At 64.6% G+C, this 19,173-nt stretch carries 15 protein-coding genes; 11 read left to right on the top strand and 4 right to left on the bottom strand.

Features of this window, described 5'->3' with window-relative positions; translation table 11 throughout:
* Entirely contained in the window at positions 1-987 is a 987-nt protein-coding gene (locus QJT82_RS06305) for a glycosyltransferase family A protein (protein ID WP_051447705.1), read from the top strand.
* 4 nt (positions 988-991) lie between these two features.
* Positions 992-1,972, top strand: a complete 981-nt coding sequence (locus tag QJT82_RS06300; protein ID WP_028338418.1) for a WecB/TagA/CpsF family glycosyltransferase — start codon at positions 992-994, stop codon at positions 1,970-1,972.
* 684 nt (positions 1,973-2,656) lie between these two features.
* Here QJT82_RS06300 and QJT82_RS06295 read toward each other — a convergent pair.
* Complete coding sequence (locus QJT82_RS06295; RefSeq protein ID WP_028338420.1) at positions 2,657-4,222, bottom strand: tetratricopeptide repeat protein; 1,566 nt, start codon at positions 4,220-4,222, stop codon at positions 2,657-2,659.
* Positions 4,223-4,463: 241 nt separating this feature from the next.
* Here QJT82_RS06295 and QJT82_RS06290 point away from each other — a divergent pair, with 241 nt between their 5' ends.
* Positions 4,464-6,056 carry a gamma-glutamyltransferase family protein gene (locus tag QJT82_RS06290; protein WP_028338421.1) on the top strand — a complete coding sequence of 531 codons (1,593 nt, stop codon included), beginning with the start codon at positions 4,464-4,466 and terminating at the stop codon, positions 6,054-6,056.
* Between the two features lie 55 nt (positions 6,057-6,111).
* Here the strand turns inward: QJT82_RS06290 and QJT82_RS06285 are convergent, their stop codons facing one another.
* The 3 genes from QJT82_RS06285 to QJT82_RS06275 all read right to left on the bottom strand — a co-directional run bounded on the left by QJT82_RS06285 (position 6,112) and on the right by QJT82_RS06275 (position 9,409).
* Complete coding sequence (locus QJT82_RS06285) at positions 6,112-6,888, bottom strand: TetR family transcriptional regulator (RefSeq protein ID WP_245288611.1); 777 nt, start codon at positions 6,886-6,888, stop codon at positions 6,112-6,114.
* Positions 6,889-7,014: 126 nt separating this feature from the next.
* Complete coding sequence (locus tag QJT82_RS06280) at positions 7,015-8,226, bottom strand: amidohydrolase family protein (protein ID WP_028338423.1); 1,212 nt, start codon at positions 8,224-8,226, stop codon at positions 7,015-7,017.
* A 55-nt stretch (positions 8,227-8,281) separates the two neighbouring features.
* A complete protein-coding gene (locus QJT82_RS06275; protein ID WP_028338424.1) occupies positions 8,282-9,409 on the bottom strand; it encodes a polysaccharide deacetylase family protein in 1,128 nt (375 codons plus the stop codon).
* Between the two features lie 103 nt (positions 9,410-9,512).
* Between QJT82_RS06275 and QJT82_RS06270 the strand changes: the two genes are divergently transcribed.
* The 8 genes from QJT82_RS06270 to arcC all read left to right on the top strand — a co-directional run bounded on the left by QJT82_RS06270 (position 9,513) and on the right by arcC (position 19,154).
* Positions 9,513-10,637 (top strand): ABC transporter substrate-binding protein, encoded by a 1,125-nt coding sequence (locus tag QJT82_RS06270; protein ID WP_028338425.1) that lies wholly within the window; start codon positions 9,513-9,515, stop codon positions 10,635-10,637.
* 40 nt (positions 10,638-10,677) lie between these two features.
* Positions 10,678-11,553: a branched-chain amino acid ABC transporter permease gene (locus QJT82_RS06265; protein ID WP_028338426.1), complete on the top strand. Its 876-nt coding sequence runs from the start codon at positions 10,678-10,680 to the stop codon at positions 11,551-11,553.
* Positions 11,550-14,084 carry a branched-chain amino acid ABC transporter ATP-binding protein/permease gene (locus QJT82_RS06260; RefSeq protein ID WP_028338427.1) on the top strand — a complete coding sequence of 845 codons (2,535 nt, stop codon included), beginning with the start codon at positions 11,550-11,552 and terminating at the stop codon, positions 14,082-14,084. The genes QJT82_RS06265 and QJT82_RS06260 overlap by 4 nt, the downstream gene beginning before the upstream one ends.
* A gap of 31 nt (positions 14,085-14,115) precedes the next feature.
* Complete coding sequence (locus tag QJT82_RS06255) at positions 14,116-15,117, top strand: DUF2877 domain-containing protein (protein WP_196238112.1); 1,002 nt, start codon at positions 14,116-14,118, stop codon at positions 15,115-15,117.
* Positions 15,118-15,220: 103 nt separating this feature from the next.
* The gene (locus QJT82_RS06250) at positions 15,221-15,412 is read left to right on the top strand and encodes a hypothetical protein (protein ID WP_028338428.1); all 192 of its coding nucleotides are present in this window, start codon (positions 15,221-15,223) and stop codon (positions 15,410-15,412) included.
* A gap of 10 nt (positions 15,413-15,422) precedes the next feature.
* Positions 15,423-16,673 carry a DUF1116 domain-containing protein gene (locus QJT82_RS06245; protein ID WP_028338429.1) on the top strand — a complete coding sequence of 417 codons (1,251 nt, stop codon included), beginning with the start codon at positions 15,423-15,425 and terminating at the stop codon, positions 16,671-16,673.
* Complete coding sequence (gene fdrA, locus QJT82_RS06240) at positions 16,670-18,211, top strand: acyl-CoA synthetase FdrA (protein ID WP_035630810.1); 1,542 nt, start codon at positions 16,670-16,672, stop codon at positions 18,209-18,211. Before QJT82_RS06245 ends, fdrA begins: the two co-directional genes overlap by 4 nt.
* On the top strand, positions 18,195-19,154 hold the full coding sequence (gene arcC, locus QJT82_RS06235; protein WP_028338430.1) for a carbamate kinase: 960 nt from the start codon (positions 18,195-18,197) through the stop codon (positions 19,152-19,154). The genes fdrA and arcC overlap by 17 nt, the downstream gene beginning before the upstream one ends.
* Positions 19,155-19,173: the final 19 nt, after the last annotated feature.

Here is a 19,173-nt window from a genome sequence, read left to right as displayed (position 1 = left end):
GTGGACGAGCTTAACAGTGCTTCAGGGTCTCCGCGCAACGCGGCGCCGCGCAGGTATGCGCTGATTTCGCCCTGCCGCGATGAGGGACCCTATCTCCGCCGCACGCTGGACAGCGTGGCTGCACAGTCGGTGCCGCCTGCGCTGTGGATCGTCGTTGACGACGGATCTACCGACGAGACGCCACGGATCCTGGAAGAGTATGCGGTGCGATTGCCTTATCTGCGCGTCGTGCGCCGTCAGGACCGAGGCCACCGGCGGGTGGGGCCCGGCGTGATTGAGGCGTTTTATGATGGTCTTGATCAAGTGCCGCTCGGCGACTTCGGTTATTTGTGCAAGCTTGATATGGATCTCGACCTGCCGCCTCGCTACTTCGAACTGCTGATGCAGCGAATGGAGGGCAATCCACGTATCGGAACGACCTCCGGCAAACCCTGGTTCGTTCATCCCCAAACCGGCGAGCTCGTGCCCGAGGTCTGCGGCGACGAGATGTCGGTTGGAATGACGAAATTCTATCGCGTTGCGTGCTTCCAGCAGATCGGGGGGTTCGTGCGACAGGTCATGTGGGATGGCATCGATTGCCACCGCGCCAGAATGCTGGGCTGGATCGCCGAGAGCGTCGATTCAGAACCAATCCGGTTCGTCCACCTTCGTCCGCAAGGGGCCAGCCAGAACAGCATCTGGGCAGGCAGAATTCGTGCTGGCTTCGGTCAGTATTTCATGGGCACCTCGCCGTTTTACTATCTGGCGGTGGCGGCCTCCCGTCTTCGTGCGCACCCAATGTTCATCGGAAGCATCGCGATGCTTTGGGGTTACTTCAGCAGTTGGGCAAAGGGGTTGCCGCGCTACAATGACCCCGAGTTCAGACGTTTTCTTCGCACCTATCAGCACGCGTGCCTGAGACTGGGTAAACGAGCTGCCACGGCTCGCCTGGACGCCGAGCAAGTGGCTCGGTGGCAAGCCAGCCGGCAATCGCCGCAGGGAAGTTGAGCAGATGAAGCAACACGTAAGCCTATTGGGCGTCGAATTTGATGCGGTTACGCTCGATCAGGCGGCGCAGCGCTGTGTCGATATCTGTCGCCGCTCGAGCAATTCCCACATCGTCATGACGATCAATGCGTCGCATCTCTGCATGATGCGGCGAGACGTGGAGTTGGCGCACGCATGTTCCGCGGCGGATATGACGGTCGCAGACGGTATGCCAGTGGTCTGGGCAATACGGGCGTCAGGTCAACACATGCCGGAACGCGTGGCCGGCATCGATCTGATGGAAGGACTTCTAACGGCTGCCGCGTCCAACGGACTTTGTGTCTATTTTCTAGGGGCGCATCAGGAAGTGGTCGAAAAGCTCGCGCGCGTCTGCGAGGCGCGCTTTCCGCAACTGAAGATCGCTGGTTTCCGGAACGGCTACTTCGGTCCGGATGAGCACGAAACTATCGTGGATGAGATACGAGCGAGCGGTGCCCACATTCTCTTTATCGGCTTGCCGTCTCCGTTCAAGGAGGTGTGGAGCGAGCGCTATCGGGATCGGCTGCAAGTTCCCGTCATCCTGGGGGTGGGTGGCAGCTTCGACGTCTTGGCCGGCTTCATCAGGCGCGCTCCTCGGCTATTCCAATCGCTCGGTCTCGAGTGGTTCTGGCGGCTGATGATGGAGCCGCGCAAATTATGGCGGCGATATCTTTCCACCAACAGCGAGTTCATCTGGCTGGCGCTCCGCGAAGTGGTGGCGCGCAGGGCTTACGCCGCCCGTCCGGAGAGAGCGATCGCCGGATCGGCAAGCGTAGTGCGGAGAGACGCCCGAATAGTGGTTTCGGAACGCAGGGTGGCTGATCGGCGAATTCTTGTCAGGCGAAGGAGCAACGTGCGGGATTCGCAGGTTCCGATACCCGATCGCCGGCGCGGTATAGAGCGACGTATCTCAGAGCGTCGGGCACGGGCGGCTAATGCTCCCCGGGGTATCGAGGTGAGCGCCTGACGTATAGGCTGACCAACCAGGATCACTGATCCCAAGCGGGCAGCTAAGCGATTCGCTTCATGGCGCAAGCGCGGGAAGCATCAAAGTGATTAAACCGCCAAGCAGCACCGACTCCTTCGGGTACGATAACGCAGACCAACCTATCGTCGTTAAGTTAAAGCCTGATGTATACGTATTTGGGTACGAGTTTTGCCACGTTCTGCAAACGTTGATTATACGCGGCTGCGTGCCCGCTGAGCTCATCTATGAGGACGGCGGGGCGCTCATCCTTATTTTTGATCCCAATGAGAAGAAAGCGGGACTATGGTCAGGATGGTGGAGGTGCGACAAACCCGACATTTACTCCATCATCGAACCAGAGCATCGCGGGCTCGTGGGTCAAATATTCGAAACCACGGACGCCTTCTTGGAGTTTTCCAATTCTCAATCTCCTCAGATTGAGCTGATCCCAGGCCAGATCCAAAAGATTCAGAGATCAGACGCTGCGTTGTTCCGCGGAGACGCTCCCCTTCGTCCTCGACCTCCATAAAGAACTTCCGCACGGCGCGCATCGGAAGCGTTTGCGATTCGATATTGGGCGAAAGATTGCAGAAGTTGCCGTGGATTCTCTGGGTGTGGGGAAAGGCGGTGGCGCTCCCCCGCTACCACGGGCCTCGAATTGCCCCACGCCATATTCCGATCGGCTCAGCCCGATAGGCCGGCCTTGCGAAAGCCGTCGAGGAAGTGCTCGCGATCGACTGAATTTCTGTACCTTTCGGCCCGCGCTCGAACGAGATCGAGGGTGTTCGCCGGCGGCGTTGCGCCGTTCGCGCTCATTTCACGACAACGCTCCGTGACGAACGCTTCAATTTCGGATCGCGCTTCGCTGTGCCGACCCATCTGCGCATGACAGGCGGCAAGCAGACTGTGCGACCAGCGGTCGGGGGATCGCGCCTCCATCAGCGTCTTGACTGCTTCATCGTACCGGCGCCCCGAATAGAGCGCGAGCGCGTGGTACCAGTGGTACAGATTGGGCGGGAAGGGATTCAGTCGTTTGGCCGCACCGATCCATGTGAGTGCCTCTCGCCACCGTCCCCAGTAGACCAGAATGTTCGCGAAAACGGCGGCGACATCGGCGTCGTTTGGATTGAGCTCCAGAGCCCGGCTGAAATGGATTTCAGCCTTGGCATCCTCGCGACGCAGGAACAGCAATTGCGCGAAGACGCCATGGGCCCAGGCGTCGCCGCCGTCGATGTCGAGCGCGGTCTCGATCTCGCTCAGCGCGTCGTCGAGCTTCGCCGTGCCGGGCGATTCGAGAAACACGTCGCAGACGATCGTCCAGGCAATGTTGACGTGAGCGCGGGCATATTGCGGATCGAGCGCGACTGCGTCCCGGAAAAACTGCCTGGCTTCCGCCATGCCCTTCACGGTCAATTGACGCCATCGCTCGTTGCCCAGCAGAACCAGGTCATACGCGGTAATGTTCGGGGTCGGCTTGCGTCTGGCGATCTCGCGGCCGGCGTCCTCGAGCCGGCCCGGAAGGGCTGCGACGATTGCGCGGACGATCTCGTCCTGCAGGGCGAAGATGTCTTCGAGTTCGCGGTCGTAGCGCTCGGTCCAGAGATTGTAACCGCTCGCGCCATCGAGAAGCTGGACGGTCACCCGCATCCGGCTGCCGATCTTGCGCACATTTCCTTCGGCCACGTACCTGACGCCGAGTTCGCGGCCGACCTGCTTGATCTCGGGCGTCTTGCCCTTGTAGGCGAAGCTGGAGTGGCGGGCGACAACGAACAGCGAGCGGAAGCGCGACAGTTCGGCGATGATGTCTCCCGTGATTCCGTCGGAAAAATATTCCTGCGCGGGATCGCCGCTGAGATTCGAGAACGGCAGCACTGCAAGCGACGGCCCATCGGGCACTGTTATTGCCGGCGAGGTGGGCAGGCCGGCGCCGGATTCGACAGCGACCAGTGGCCCGACATAGCGGTAGCCGCGGCGCGGCAGGGTCTCGATCCAGGTCGCACCGCCCGCGACGTCGGCAAATACCCGCCGCAGAGCGGCGATCTGCACCGTCAGGTTGCTCTCCTCGATCGCAAGGCCCGGCCAGGCCGCCTGCATCAATGCGTCCTTGGAAACCGGCGTTCCGGCCTGCTCGACAAGCAGCCGAAGCAGCGTCACCGCGCGCCGCCCGAGCGCGACCGGTTCGGACTCTCGAAACAACATCACGGCTTCCGCGTCGAGGCGGTAGGGGCCGAATTCGTGGATCGTCGCCATGGTTCGGGAGACTACATTTTTTGCATCTTTTTCGGAACAGATTCAGGACCTCCGGGAATTCGGCGACCCGCCCCGCTGCCGCTGACACGCAGCTTTGCGCGGCCGATTTCCGCTTTCGCTTCGATCCGCCTCGCGCGGCACTCCGCCAGCAGAGCGTTCGCGCCGCCGCAGCCAGGCGACGGCCGCTTGACAATGTAAGTAAGAATATTATTACAAACTGCAGTTTTCGGAGAACGCGTTCATGCTGCAGACCAAGCGAAGCTATAGCGGAATGGTGACCGCGCCGCATCACCTTGCGGCGCAGGCCGGGCTCGCCGTCCTTTCCGAGGGCGGCAATGCGGTCGAGGCGATGATTGCGTCCGCCGCTACGATCGCGGTGGTCTATCCGCATATGAACGGCCTTGGTGGCGACAGCTTCTGGCTGGTCGGCCGGGCGGGCTCTTCGCCGGTCGGAATCCAGGCGTGCGGACAGTCGGCGAAGGCCGCCAGCCGCGCCTGGTATCGCGAGCATGGCTGCAGCACCATCCCAAGCCGCGGACCGCTCGCGGCACTCACCGCTGCCGGGACCGTCGATGGCTGGCAGAAGGCCTATGAACTCAGCCGCGATCGCCACGGGGGGCGCATGCCGTTGTCGCGGCTGCTCGAGCCTGCGATCGGCTATGCCGCCGATGGCGTCGCCGTGACCCAGACTCTGCACGACAACACCACGAAGAAGCGCGCTGAACTGCAGGACGTGCCGGGCTTTGCCGAAGTCTATCTGCCGCATGGCGCTCCGCTTGCGGTCGGCACGCGGTTGCGGCAGTCGCGCGTGGCAGACACGTTGCGGCAGCTGGCGCAAGCCGGCCTTTCCGATTTCTATCGCGGCGACCTGGCGCGGTCGATGGCGGCTGATCTCGAACGGCTCGGCAGCCCGCTCCGCCTATCCGATCTGGAGCAGCATCAAGCTTCACTGGTGACGCCGCTGTCGGTCGATGTGGCGGGGCACAAGGTGTTCAACATGCCGCCGCCGACGCAGGGCCTGGCCTCGCTGTTGATTCTTGCGCTCTATGCCCGGCGCATGGCGAAGGAGGCGGACGGGGTCGATCATCTGCATCGGCTGGTCGAGAGCACGAAGGCGTCGTTCCGCATCCGCAATCGCTACGTGACCGATCCCAACTACATGGCGCGGTCGGCGGCCGGGTTTCTTACCGACGAGTCCATTGCGGCGCTCGAAAAGACCGTCGCCGTCGATCATGCAGCGCGCTGGCCTGACCCGCCGGCCCAGGGCGATACGGTCTGGCTCGCTGCGACCGACCGGAACGGCCTTAGCGTCAGCTTCATTCAGAGCATCTATTGGGAGTTTGGCTCGGGCGTCATCCTGCCCCAAAGCGGGGTCACCTGGCAGAACCGTGGGACAAGCTTCGGTCTCGCCGAGACCGATATCAACCGCCTGGAACCTGGGCGGCTGCCGTTCCACACCATTCAGCCCGCAATGGCTGAACTCAGCGATGGCCGGCTATTGTCCTACGGCACGATGGGCGGCGAAGGGCAGCCGCAAACCCAGGCGGCGATCTTCACGCGCTACGCGTTGCACGGTCAGGACCTTCAGTCGACAGTGACCGCGCCGCGCTGGCTGCTCGGTCGCACATGGGGCGAGGAGAACAACAATCTCAAGATCGAATCGCGTTTCGATCCTGCCGTCGTCGACGCGCTGCGGGCGCTCGGCCACGACATCCAGGTGGTCGGGGCGTTCGAGGAATTCATGGGCCACGCCGGCGCAATCGTCTGGCACCCGGATGGACTGCTCGAGGGCGCCAGCGATCCCCGCAGCGACGGCGTCGTCGCTGCCCGGTGAAGCGAGCACCCTTAGCGCTTACCTGCAGGCTGTTCGGAATTTTGCCGCGCGCGAGCTAGCGAGCGGCGCCGGCCGGTGTTCTGGCCGCGGGCGGTTTCCGTTTTCCCTCGCTTGCGGCCGCCGTCGCCGTCAACCAGGTCATGATCACGTCCAGCGCGTGGTGGCGACGTTTCTCCAGCCAGTCCGGCTCTCCCAGATCCTTGTCGAACATCGCCGACAGCGTGTAGCGGTTGGAGACATGAAAATAGCTCATGGCCGTGATCGTGACGTAGAGCTGAACCGGATCGACGTCGCTGCGGAACAGCCCGACCGCGAGGCCCCGGCGAAGGATGTTTTCGATGCTCGCGACCAAGGGCAGCGTGAGGTCGGCGATCTTGCGCGATTTGCGCAGGTTGCGCCCGCGCTGCAGGTTCTCATTGTTGATCAGCGCAATATAGTTCTGGTGCGCCCCGAAAAAGGTGAACGTGAAGTTGATCAGCTCGCGCATGGCCGCGACCGGATCGAGGTCGTCGAGCTTGAGTTGCTGTTCGGCCGCGCGGATCTCGGTGTAGACGTGTTCGAGCACGGCGAGATAAAGGCCGTTCTTGTCGCCGAAATAGGCGTACAGCAACCGCATGTTGGCTTTGGCGCGCTTCGCGATGGCTTCAACCCGAGCCCCGCCAATGCCGTTGCGGCAGAACTCGAACGTCGCCGCGTGCAGGATCGCTTCCTTCGTCAACGCGGAATCGCGTGCCCGTCTGCCGCGCGTGGCGCTGCGGGCCGGGGTGGTCGATGCTGTCGTTTCAGTCACGGGACAAGCTTTTCTCAGGTTGTACGAGCCCTGCGCGGACAATATGTCCCCGCCCATCATGTTCAACGGGATGCGGGGCCCTGCCGCGCAGGCTCGCGGGATTGAGATCGCTATTGCGGTGGCTCGTCAAGGGGTAACCTTCCCGATGTTCCGGTCTCCACATCCACATCAGCACGCCGCCGTCACGATCGTGCCGCCATGCGCGACAAGTCGGCCATTCTTGTAGACGTCGCGCGGCCTGGGCCGGGCCACCACGGCCTCTTGCACGTGCTGCGCGTCGAGCACGACGAAGTCCGCCGCCGCACCCTCGGCCACCCCATAGTCCGGGAGGCCGAGGGCCTGCGCGGCGTTGGTGGTTACCATGTTGAAGGCGGCCGCCAGGTCGGCATCCGTGTTGAAGCCGGAGCGGTAGCCGACGATCATGGCGCGCTCCAGGAGGTCGCCGTCGCCATAGGGCCACCAGGAATCGCGGATGTTGTCATTGCCGGCGAACACATTGACGCCGGCATCGCGCAGCAGCAGCACCGGCGGAAACGCATGCGCTCCGGGCGCGTTGGTCAAAATCGCGACCCCGGCCTCGGCGAGCAGCTGCGCGGTGCGCTGAACGACGTCACGCGGCACCTCGCCGAGCGCATAGGCATGGCTGATCGTGACCTTGCCGCCGAGCCCGAGGGCCTTCGTCCGGCGTGCAATGTTCTCGATCTCGAAGATACCGAGCAAGCCGCCGTCATGCAGGTGAATGTCGATGCCGACCCCGCGGCGGTCGGCAATGCCGAAGATGACGTCGAGATGCCCGTCGATGTCGGCATCGTAACCCGCCGGATCAAGGCCGCCGACCAGGTCCGCGCCGGCGCGAACCGCCTCGTCGAGCAGTCCGGCCACGCCCGGCGACGTCGCGATGCCGCTTTGCGGAAAGGCGACGATCTGGACCGACACCTTGTCGCGGTGCGCGTCGCGCGCCGCCATGACCTGCTCGAGATTGCGCAACCCGACCTGAAGGTCGATATCGACGTGGCTGCGCATCTGGGTCGTGCCGTGCGCGGCGCAGAGGTCGATCAGCGCCGCCGCCCGCACCGCAATCGGCCTGGCGCCGGCAAGCGCCTCCTTTTCGAACTTGACGCGCTCGCGCACGCTGAAACCGGCGGTGCAGGGGCGGTGGGACTTCCAATCGTCGCCGACGAAGCCCTTGTCGAGGTGGATATGACCATCGACCAGCCCCGGCAACACCAGGCGTCCGGCCAGATCAAGGGTTTCGCCGGCCGCGACCGGCGATTGCGAGTGCGACGCGATCGAGGTGATGCGGCCATCGCGCACGGCGATATCGACGGTGCGCCCATCGACCAGTCGGGCGTTTCGAAACAGCGTGTCGGCAGTGCTCACTGGTCGTCTCCGGTTCGTTGCAACGGCGAGGCGATCGGGTCCCGATTTGTTTTCATCATGTTGGGACGATGCCGTCGGGCAGTGCGCGCGAGAACGCGGCTATGCCTCCAGCGGTGGTGATCCAGATCTCGTCACGCCGCGCCAGGATTGTCTGCAGGGCGCGGCGCAGCGGACGCAGGCGGTGCGGCTGGCCGACCAGATAGGGGTGCAGCGCAATTCCCATGACGAGCGACTGCCTTTTCGATTGTGCCAGCATCTCCTCGAACGTGTCGGTGATCATGGTGGCGAACTGCTCACCGGAGTCCTTGCGACCGACGATCGAGGGGATATCGTTCAACTCCTGCGGATAGGGCACTGAAAGGATGCGGCCGCCGTTCCGCGTCGAGAACCACACCGGCTGATCGTCCATGCACCAGTCGAGCAGGTACTCGTAGCCTGCTTCGGCCAGCAGATCGGGTGTGACCTGTGATTGCGAAATCCAGGGCCCCAGCCAGCCGCGCGGCGGCCGCCCTTCGGCACGCGCGATGACATCGGTCGCCTCCGCGATCAATTGACGCTCCTCGTCGGGCGTAAGCACACCCTGGCGCTCGGAATTGGTGCGGCCGTGACCGACAATTTCGTCGCCGCGGGAGCGAAATGCCTCCATGACTTCGGGGCAGTAGTGATACATGCTGCTGTTGGCGAGCACCGACAGCGGCAGCTCCAGCTCGTCGAACAGCTCGATCAGGCGCCACACGCCGACACGGTTGCCATAGTCGCGCCAGGCGTAGTTGAGGACGTCCGGATGCGGACCGCCGGGGCAGAGCTCGGCACCGAGCCCGTCGCCGAATGCGAAATGCTCGAGGTTGAGGCCGACATAGACGGCAAGCCGCCGCCCTTGCGGCCAATTGAAATCCGAGCGTTGCCCGATCGCGCTGTAGCGATAGCGTCCGTGAGCCGCGAGGGCCGGTCCGACAGAATCCGAGCGCAATACCGCTTCCCCGCGCGACAGGCGGTCGCCATCTTCCGCGATCGAGATCAACACGTCGCGGGCCTCGACATTCCTTGGGTCCATCGGAATTTTCTCCGCGCGGCTGATCGCTCGCTTGACATCGGAATATTTTTGAAGAAAGTTTTTACTTCCGTCAAGTCCGCGCATAAGCGGCAGCGGAGGAACTGGCGGCTTCGATGCCGAGGCCGCCATCAGCGGAGGAACACCGAAGATGAACTTCAGGAGCATAGTTTCGTCCGGACCTGCGCGTCGTTGGCCGGTTTGGCACGCCGCAGCGACGATCCTGCTGGCCGCGTTGCCGTTCGCGTCTGGCACGCGCGCGGCCGAACCGATCAAGATCGGCCTGGTGACCGCCCTGTCGGGACAGTCGGCGCGCGCCGGCGAGGCGCTGACCCGCGGAGCGACAATTGCCATCGAGGAAATCAATGCGAAGGGCGGCGTGCTTGGACGTCCGCTCGAGCTCGTCCGCCGCGACGACGAGAGCAATCCGGCGAAAGGGCTGATCGCCGCGCGCGAGTTGATTCAGCGCGAGAAGGTCGCGGTCCTGGTCGGCGGTCTCGACACGCCGGTCGAGCTCGCCATCGTGCCGTTCGTCAACAACGTCAAGGTGCCGTTCGTGGTGCCGTGGGCCGCCGGGACCAACATCACGCGGAACGGCGCGCCGTCCAACTACGTGTTCCGCGTCTCGGCCATGGACGATGAGGTCGACAAGGCGATCGTCCAGTTCTCGCGCAAGACCTACAATGCGAAAAAGCCCGGGCTCATCCTGGTCAACAATCCTTGGGGCGAGTCGAACGAGCATGGCCTGAAGGCGGCATTGAAGGCCGCAGGAATCGAGCCTGCCGGCGTCGAGAAGTTCGAAGGCAACGACGTCGATGTCGTGTCCCAGCTGTCGCGGCTGAAGCAGGCGGGCGCCGATACGCTCTACCTGGTCGGCAATGTCGGACCGTCCTCCCAGGTGGTGAAATCGCTCGACCGCATGGGCTGGGCGCCACCGATCGTTTCGCATTGGGGGCCGGCCGGCGGCCGCTTCACCGAGCTCGCCGGGCCGAGCGCGGAGAACGTGATTTTCGTCCAGACCTACAGCTTCTTCGGGAACCTGTCGCCGGTCGGCAAGCGGGTGATGTCGGCCTTGCAGGCGAAGTATTCGGACATCAAGGGGCCTGCGGACGTGACGCCGGCGGTTGGCGTCGCCAACGCCTACGATTCCATCCTGGTCATTGCGCGAGCAATCGAAAAGGCCGGTGGCACCGAACCGACCGCCGTCCGTGACGGTTTCTACGCCATCGACCGCGTGGACGGCTTGATCAAGACCTATGAGAAGCCGTTCGCGCAGGACAAGCACGATGCGCTGACGGCGGGGGACTACATCTGGGCGCGGTTCGAGGACAACCACATCATGCCGTTCGCGCGGAACTGACCGCGCGAGATCGTCCGACAAACAAGCAGGGTAGTCATCGATGTCATTTCTTCCCGCGGTGATAACAGGACTGGCGCTCGGGAGCATGTACGGGCTGCTTGCGCTTGGCTTCCACGTCACCTACGCCGTCTCCGGCACGGTCAATTTCTCCCAGGGCAGCTCGATGACCCTGGGAGCCGTTGCCGGATACTTCTTCCTCGTGCTGTGGGGATGGCCGGCCGCGGCCGGCATTCCCGCCGTTCTGCTCGTCTGCGCGGTCTATGGCCTGCTGATTGAGCGCTTTGCCGTCCGGCCGTTCGTGCAGCGCGGCTCCGACAACTGGCTGATGGCAACCGTTGCGGTTGGCATCATCGTCGACAACCTGATGATGTTCGTCTTCGGCAAGGAGCCGCGCAGCTTTCCGTCCGTCCTGGCGGCCAAGCCGATCCAGATCGTCGAGGGCGCGGGGGTCTATCCGTTGCAACTCCTGATTCCCGTGGTCGGATTGCTGCTGGCGCTGGCACTTCATCTGCTCAGTCGCCGGACGCGTCACGGCGTCGCCATGCTCGCGGTGGTCCAGAACCCGAACGCCGCCCGGCTGATGGGCATCAACGTCAGCGGCGCCATCGCGGCAAGCTACGCGGTCTCGGCGATGCTGGCAGGGGTCGCGGCGCTGCTGATCGCGCCCCTGTTCAACGTGTCCTCCGAAATGGGCACGCTGTTCGGCATCAAGGCCTTCGCGGCGGCGATCATCGGCGGCCTCGGCAGCGCCTGGGGCGTGATGCTGGCCGGGCTCTGTCTCGGCCTGATCGAGGTGTTCGCGACCAATTACCTAGGATCGGTCTACACCCAGATCATCACATTCGCCTCGGTGATCGCGATCCTCGTCGTCCTCCCCCACGGGTTGCTCGGCCGAGCCGGAGTGAAAAAGGTATGACCTCTCGCGTCTCTATTCTCGCCGCCGTCGCGGCACTCGCGGCCGCTATCCTCTATGCCGCCGTTGCCGACAGCTACGGCGTGTTCCTGGTCGCGACCATCTCGCTGACGGCGATCGCCTGTATCGGCCTCAACGTGCTGCTCGGTCTGGCAGGGCAGATCTCGCTCGGCCACATCGGCTTCATGGCGATCGGGGCCTACACGACCGTACTCCTGATGGAGAAGGCGGGGTGGCCCTATCTTGCGGCGACGGCTGCCGCGATTGCTCTTGTCAGCGTCGTCGGTGGTCTGCTTGCCATGCCGGCCTTGCGCGTGCGAGGTCCATATCTCGCGATGGTGACGATCGCCTTCGGCTTCATCGTCGAGCACGGCACGATCGAGTGGCGCGACCTCACGGGCGGCGGCAACGGCCTGATCTTGACCGCGCCGCCGGAAGTGTTCGGCTTTCCGCTGTCGGAGCGGCATTTGGCGATCGCCGGCATCGTGCTGGTGTTCGCCGGCCTCATCCTGTTCGAGCGCTTGAAGCGGAGCGGCTGGGGCTACGCCATGCGTGCCGCCCGCGACACCGAGGTTGCGACGCGCTCGATCGGCATTGATCTCGTGCGGGTCCGCACCGTGGCGTTCATCATCTCGGCCGCAGCGATGGCGTTGGCGGGAGCGCTGTTTGCGCCCCTCCAGGGCTATATCAGCCCGAGTTCGTTCCCCTTTCTGCAGTCGATCCTGCTGCTGTTCGGCGTCATGGTCGGCGGCGCCGGCTCGGCGCTGGGGCCGGTGATCGGGGCGGCGCTCGTCGTGCTGCTGCCGGAAATGCTGTCCGATCTCGCGGAGTATCGTCTGCTTGCCTTTGGCGTGCTGCTTTTCGCCGTGCTGCGGCTCGCGCCCTCAGGCATCATGGGGCTGATCGAGCAATTCGCGGCAAGGATCCTGCCGACGGGATCGAAGGCCGATACGGGCGCAATGGGCGCCGAGCCGGTCGCCGATCTTGGCATCGGGACCAGTCGCGCGTCGCGTCTTGACGTCGCAAACCTCTCGATCTCGTTCGGCGGTGTCCGCGCCGTGCAGGACGTCTCGTTTACCGCCGAACCCGGCACGGTGACCAGCGTCATCGGCCCCAATGGTGCGGGCAAAACCAGCGCGCTAAATCTGCTTTGCGGCTTCTACCGTCCGAAATCCGGCACCGTGAAGCTTGGTGACCGCGACGTCACCGGTTTGCCGTCGCACCAGCTTGCACGTGTCGGAGTGGCGCGAACGTTCCAGACGACGCAGCTATTCGGCTCGCTCTCGATCATCGAGAATGTCCTGCTGGCGGCGACGGCGGGCAAGCTCGGCAACATCGTGTCGGCGCTGCACAATGACGCGCAGGAGCGCCTTGCACGGTCGCTGTTGCGCTTTGCCGGTGTCGACGGCGATTTGAGCAGACGCGCGGACTCGCTGCCCCATGGCGAAAAGCGACTGGTCGAGATCGCGAGGGCGCTCGCGCTGCGCCCGAAGATCCTGCTGCTCGACGAGCCGGCCGCGGGTCTTTCGAAGGGTGACAAGCAGCGGCTGACGGTTCTGCTCCGTCGCATCGCGGAGACCGGGATCGCGGTCATCATTGTCGAGCACGACATGCCGATGATCATGTCGCTGAGCGACCTCATCGTCGTTCTCGATGGCGGCAAGCGCATCGCGATCGGCGATGCGGCGGCGATCCGTAACGATCCGCTGGTCCGCAAGGCCTATCTCGGCGACGCGCCGTCGGGTGAGCGGCGCCGCGCGCCGCGCCCGGCGAAACAAGGCACGGCGCTCGAAGTCCGCACGCTCGATGCCTTCTATGGCCTGTCGCGGGCGCTCGGTGGGGTCGACCTTGCCGTCGCCCCCGGCGAGGCCATCGCCGTACTCGGTGCCAACGGAGCAGGGAAAACCACCCTGATGCGCTCGATTGCCGGCCTCGAACCACCGCGGTCGGTCGGAGAGATTCGGCTGTCCGGCGCCCGCGTCGACAAGATGCCGGCGCATATCCGCGCCAGGGCAGGCATCGTGCTGGTGCCCGAAGGACGGCAGGTGTTTCCCGAGCTGACGGTGCGGCAGAACTTGCAGCTCGGCGCTTTCGCACGCAAGGGCCTCGATCTCGACGCGGAGATCGACGCGATGTTTGCCCGCTTTCCGCGCCTGAAGGAGCGCATCAATCATCGCGCGGGCCTTTTGTCGGGCGGCGAGCAGCAGATGCTCGCGGTCGCGCGTGGGCTTCTGACCGCGCCCAAGGTCTTCATGCTTGACGAGCCGTCGCTTGGACTGGCGCCCCTTGTCGTCGACGAGTTGTTCGCGTCGTTCGAGCGGCTTCGCGTCGAGGGGATGACCTTGATCGTGGTCGACCAGATGGCCGGACAAGCCCTTGCGCTTGCCGACAGGGCCTATCTGCTCGAGACCGGCGCCATCCTGAAGAGCGGCGCGGCCGAAATCATCGCGGAAGATCCGTCGCTTGAAGCCGCCTATCTCGGCGGAGAGGCCCACGGGAGTAGTGTGCCGCGAACCGCAGTGCTCGCGTCCTGACGCCATGGTTGCGCAGCGGGAGATCGGTGTGATGCGGCCAGGCAATACGTTTCGTGACCTGCCCGGCGCGCCGGTGTCTGAACGGTACGACGGCGGTGCCGTGATCGAGGTCGGCGTGCTGGCGCGCCGCGCGCTGCGCAGCGGACGGCGCGGCCGCATTGCGGCGGTGTTCGAGCGCAGCCTTTATGCGGTGCTCGACGATTGCTGGATCTGCATCGGTGTCAAAGACCTCGGCTCCGGCCCGCTGCATCTTCTGTGCACTGGGATCGAACCGCGGTTGCTCGTTCCCGGACAAGAGGTTGCGATCGTCGACACGATGCTGCTCGTCGACGGTATGCGATTTGCCGGTTTCGAGACGGCCTCAGTATGGGCGCCGCCGCCGGCGCCGGAATGGACGTTCGACAGTTTGCGGGCAGGGCTTGCGATGGTCGATCAGGTATGGCGTCGCTTGCCGGTCGAGCAGGGGCTCGCTGCGTCGGGTGGCGCGGAGCCTCTCGCAAGGTCGTCTCGGGTGCTCGCTGCGGCGGCGCCGGGGCTCGCCGCGCTTAGGCGATTGATCGAGGCCGGGCTTCGCGGAGAGCGATGTGTACCGCGTGACTACCCGGAGATCGTCGAATTGATCGGCCTTGGTCCCGGGCTCACGCCATCCGGCGACGACTTGATCGGCGGCGCGCTGGTCGCGCTCGCCGGCCTCGGCCGTCTCGCGACGCGCGATGCGCTGTGGAAGACCTGTCGCGCGCATCTCGGTCGGACCAATGAGATCAGTGCTGCCCACCTGCACAGTGCCGTGCTCGGCTTCGCGGCGGCGGCGCTGCATGAAGCCATCGACGCGACGATTGGCGGACGGGTGGATCGTATCAAGTCCGCGGTCGCGTCGCTGTCGCGGATCGGGCAAAGCTCTGGACTGGATGCGTTTGCAGGTGCGCTGATGGTGTTGCGCGCGATCGAGTGCCGGCTGCTCAACGACAGCGCGCTGCATCATGCCGGCCTCGCCGGCGACGGCCCGCCGACGCGATCAATCGCAGGGGCCTAAACGATCATGCGACGCAACGGGAATTCGGACGAAAGGTTGCGGTGTTTGACAAAGTAAAAACTTTCTTACTAAAATCGATGCATCGGATCTCGGGAGGCCGCGAGTGGTGACCAAGCAGGAAGATACGCCGAGCGGGCGTCTGTTGATGAGCAAGCCGAGCGTGGTGAACGTCGGGCTGGCAGGCTTTGTGAAGGACTTGCAGGATTGCGATATCGAGGTCGTGCAGGTCGATTGGACGCCGCCCGCCGATGGCGATCCCGAAATGGCAGCACTGCTCGCCAAGCTCGGTACGTGAGAGAGCGGCCATGAAGCTGATCGAAGACGCCAACAAGCAGGCGCTGGCACGCATCCTCGAGGGTGAGCCCAGGCTGGTCGATATCGTTCCAGCGCGCGATGTGCTGGAGGGGTTGAAGGAACGCATGATCCTTCATGCCGGGCCGCCGATCACCTGGGACCGAATGTGCGGTCCGATGCGTGGCGCGGTGGCAGGCGCCATCGTGTTCGAAGGCTGGGCTCCGGATCTTGGAGCCGCCTTCGAACTCGCGGCGGGCGGCGGCGTCGCTTTTCACCCCAACCATCATTTCGGCGCGGTCGGTCCGATGACCGGCATGACCACGGTCTCCATGCCGGTGTTCGTCGTCGAAAACGCCAAATACGGCAACCGCGCCTACTGCGCCATCAACGAGGGCCTCGGCAAGGTCATGCGCTTCGGCGGCAATGACGATAGCGTGCTGGCGCGCCTCGGCTGGCTGCGTGACGTATTCGGGCCGGTGCTGGCCAGGGCGATCCGCGCGCATGGCGGGATCGACCTGAAGGCGATCATCGCGCGCGGGCTCTCGATGGGCGATGAAATGCACCAGCGCAACCTGGCCTGCTCCAGCGTGTTCCTGCGCGAGATCGGGTCGGCGCTGGCGCGCACCTCGAACGACAACGAGGTTCTCGCAAGCTGCATTGGCTTCATCGCGCAGAATGATCAGTTCTTCCTCAACATCGCGATGGCGATGGGCAAGGCGCTGACCGATCCCGCCAACGGCATTCGCGGTTCGACGGTGGTGACCGCGATGTGCCGCAATGGAACCGATTTCGGGGTCCGCGTCAGCGGATTGGGCGATCGCTGGTTCACGGCGCCGGTGGAGATGCCGGAAGGGCTCTATTTCCCGGGCTATTCGCGCAAGGATGCCAATCCCGACATGGGCGACTCCGCTATCGTCGAGACAGTTGGGCTTGGTGGCTTCGCGATGGCGGCAGCTCCGGCGGTTGCCGGCTTCATCGGCGCTGGCGCACCGTCGTCGGCGGGCAATTTCACGCGGGCAATGAGCGAAATCACTGTCGGGCAGAATCCGGAATGGACGATCCCCGCGCTCGACTTTGCCGGCGTGCCGACCGGCATCGACGTTCGCCTGGTGGTGGAGACCGGCCTCGCACCGGTCATCAACACCGGCATCGCGCATCGCGAGCCCGGCATCGGCCAGGTCGGCGCCGGCGTGGTGCGGGCGCCGATGGCCTGCTTCCGGCAGGCGGTCCTCGCCATTGCGGAAGATCTGGGGGTGTCATGAGCGCGTATGTCCTGAACGAAATTCGCAAGGGCTTCTATCTCGACTCGGTGGCGTTGATGCGGTTGTCGCGCGAGGTCGCGTCGGCGGCGGGCGTCGTCGAAGCCGCGCTGATGATGGGCACGCCGTCCAACCAGGCGATCTTGCGCAACGCCGGATTGCTCGATGGCGAGGTGGTCGCGCAGGGTAATGATCTGATCCTCGCGATCAAGGCCGAGAGCGAAGCGGCGGCACGCGCTGCGCTTGCCGAAGCGCAAAAGGCGCTTGACCGCCCCAAGACGAGCCGCAGCGGTGAAGCGGCGTGGCGGCCGCGCAGCATTGCCGCGGCCGTCAAGGCCGCACCCGCTGCCAACCTCGCCCTGATCTCCGTTCCCGGCGAGTTCGCCGCGGCGGAAGCGCGCAAGGCGCTGAACCGCGGACTTCATGTCCTGATGTTCAGCGACAATGTCTCGATAGCGGATGAATTGTCGCTGAAGCAGCAGGCGCGCGAAGCGGGCCTCTTGATGATGGGACCGGACTGCGGCACGGCGGTCATCGGCGGCGCGCCGCTCGCCTTCGCCAACCGGCTGAAGCGCGGCAGGATCGGGATCATCGGCGCATCCGGGACCGGGACGCAGGAGGTGTCGTGCCTGCTGTCCGAGGCGGGCGAGGGCATTTCCCACGCCATCGGCGTCGGCGGACGGGATTTGAAGAAGGAGATCGGCGGCATCACGACATTGATGGCGATCGACGCCCTTGATGCCGATCCCGAGACCGATCGCGTCGTGCTCATCTCCAAGCCGCCGCATCCGGACGTCGCCCGGGCCGTGCTCGGCCGGATCGGAAACAGCTCGAAGCCCTACACGGTTTGCTTCATCGGCGCCGCCTCGGCGGATCTGCCGCCAAATGCACGCTTTGCCGGTACGTTGAGGGAAGCGGCCGAGAAAACCCTCGGCAACGGCCGGAGCATTGGCGGCAAGTTCGACGCTGCCGCCGTGGCTGCGCGTTTGCCGCAGCGACGCAAGGCGGCGCAGCGCATCGAGGGGCTGTTCGCCGGCGGCACGCTCTGTGCCGAGGCGCAGGTAATCCTTGCCGCGGGCGGCCGCAAGGTGGCATCGAATGCCGCCATTCCCGGCGTCCCGCATTTCGGGGAGCCCGAGGCGCAGGGGCGGGACCGCATCGTCGACCTCGGGGCCGACGAATATACCCAGGGCCGACCGCATCCGATGATCGATCCCTCGGTGCGCGACGATGCCTTGCGGGCGGCGTTGGTCGATCCCGCGGTCGCCGTCATTCTGCTCGATCTCGTGGTCGGATACGGCGCACATGACAATCCGGCAGCGCATCTTGCGGCTGTCGTGGCGGGCCGCGCGGATGACGCGCCGGTCCTGGTTGCGTCGGTGACGGGGACCGAGCTCGATCGCCAGGTGCGTTCGGCGCAGATCAGGCTGCTCGAAGACGCCGGCATCGTGGTGGCGCCGTCGAATGCCCAGGCCTGTGATCTCGCTCTCGCTCTTTCCGTCAACGACGTCAGGATGCCGCGCTATGCGAACACTCAATGAGGTCCCGCGCCGTCTCGTGATCGCGATCGGCGGCAATGCCGTCCACCCCGAAGACATCAGCGGCACCTCGGACGAGCAGAAGGCCGTCGCGCAGCAAACGGCCGAGGCGCTGCTGCCGCTGGCCGAGCTCGACAACGAGCTGGTGATCACCCACGGCAACGGACCGGTGGTGGGCAAGATCATGATGCGCCAGATGCTGACGATGAGCCGGATTCCGCCGATGTCGATGGACATCTGCGTCGCGCACAGCCAGGGCGGCATCGGCTATCTTCTGATGCAGGCGATCGAGAACGTCTTGCGCGCGCATGGCAACGGCCGGCACGTCGCCAGCTTGCTGACCCAGGTCGAGGTCGACGCCAACGATCCCGCCTTCGCCAATCCGACCAAGTTCGTCGGACCGTTTTTCACCGAGCAGGAAGCCCAGCGCATCAGCGCCGAGTTGAACTGGAAAATGCGCGAGGACTCCGGACGTGGCTGGCGCCATGTCGTGCCGTCTCCGAAACCGAAACATGTCTGCGACATTTCTCTGGTCGACGCATTGGTCAAACGCGGCACCATCGTCATCGCAGGCGGCGGCGGTGGTATGCCCGTGATCCGCGACGAACGGGGCGTGCGCACCGGCGTGCCGGCAGTGATCGACAAGGACCTGACCTCGGCCCATATCGCCAACGTGCTTGGCATCGAGGAACTGCTGATCCTGACCGCAGTGCCCCGCGTCGCGATCAATTTCGGCAAACCCGACAAGAGGGAGCTGGATCAGGTCAGCCTGGCGCAGATCAAGGCCTATCATCGCGAGGGGCATTTTCCGCCGGGAAGCATGGGGCCCAAGGTCGATGCCGCCATCCGCTTTCTCGAGGGTGGTGGAAAGCGCGCGATCATCAGCCATCTCAATTGCGCAATGGCCGCGCTGACCGGCGAGACCGGGACGCTCATTGTTCCCTAGCGCTCGTCAAATGCGATCG

The organism is Bradyrhizobium sp. Mp19 (genome assembly GCF_029952935.1).
Classification (GTDB): domain Bacteria; phylum Pseudomonadota; class Alphaproteobacteria; order Rhizobiales; family Xanthobacteraceae; genus Bradyrhizobium; species Bradyrhizobium elkanii.
Note: the sequence above shows the minus strand (reverse complement) of the source record. Positions and strands in the feature narration are given on the sequence as shown.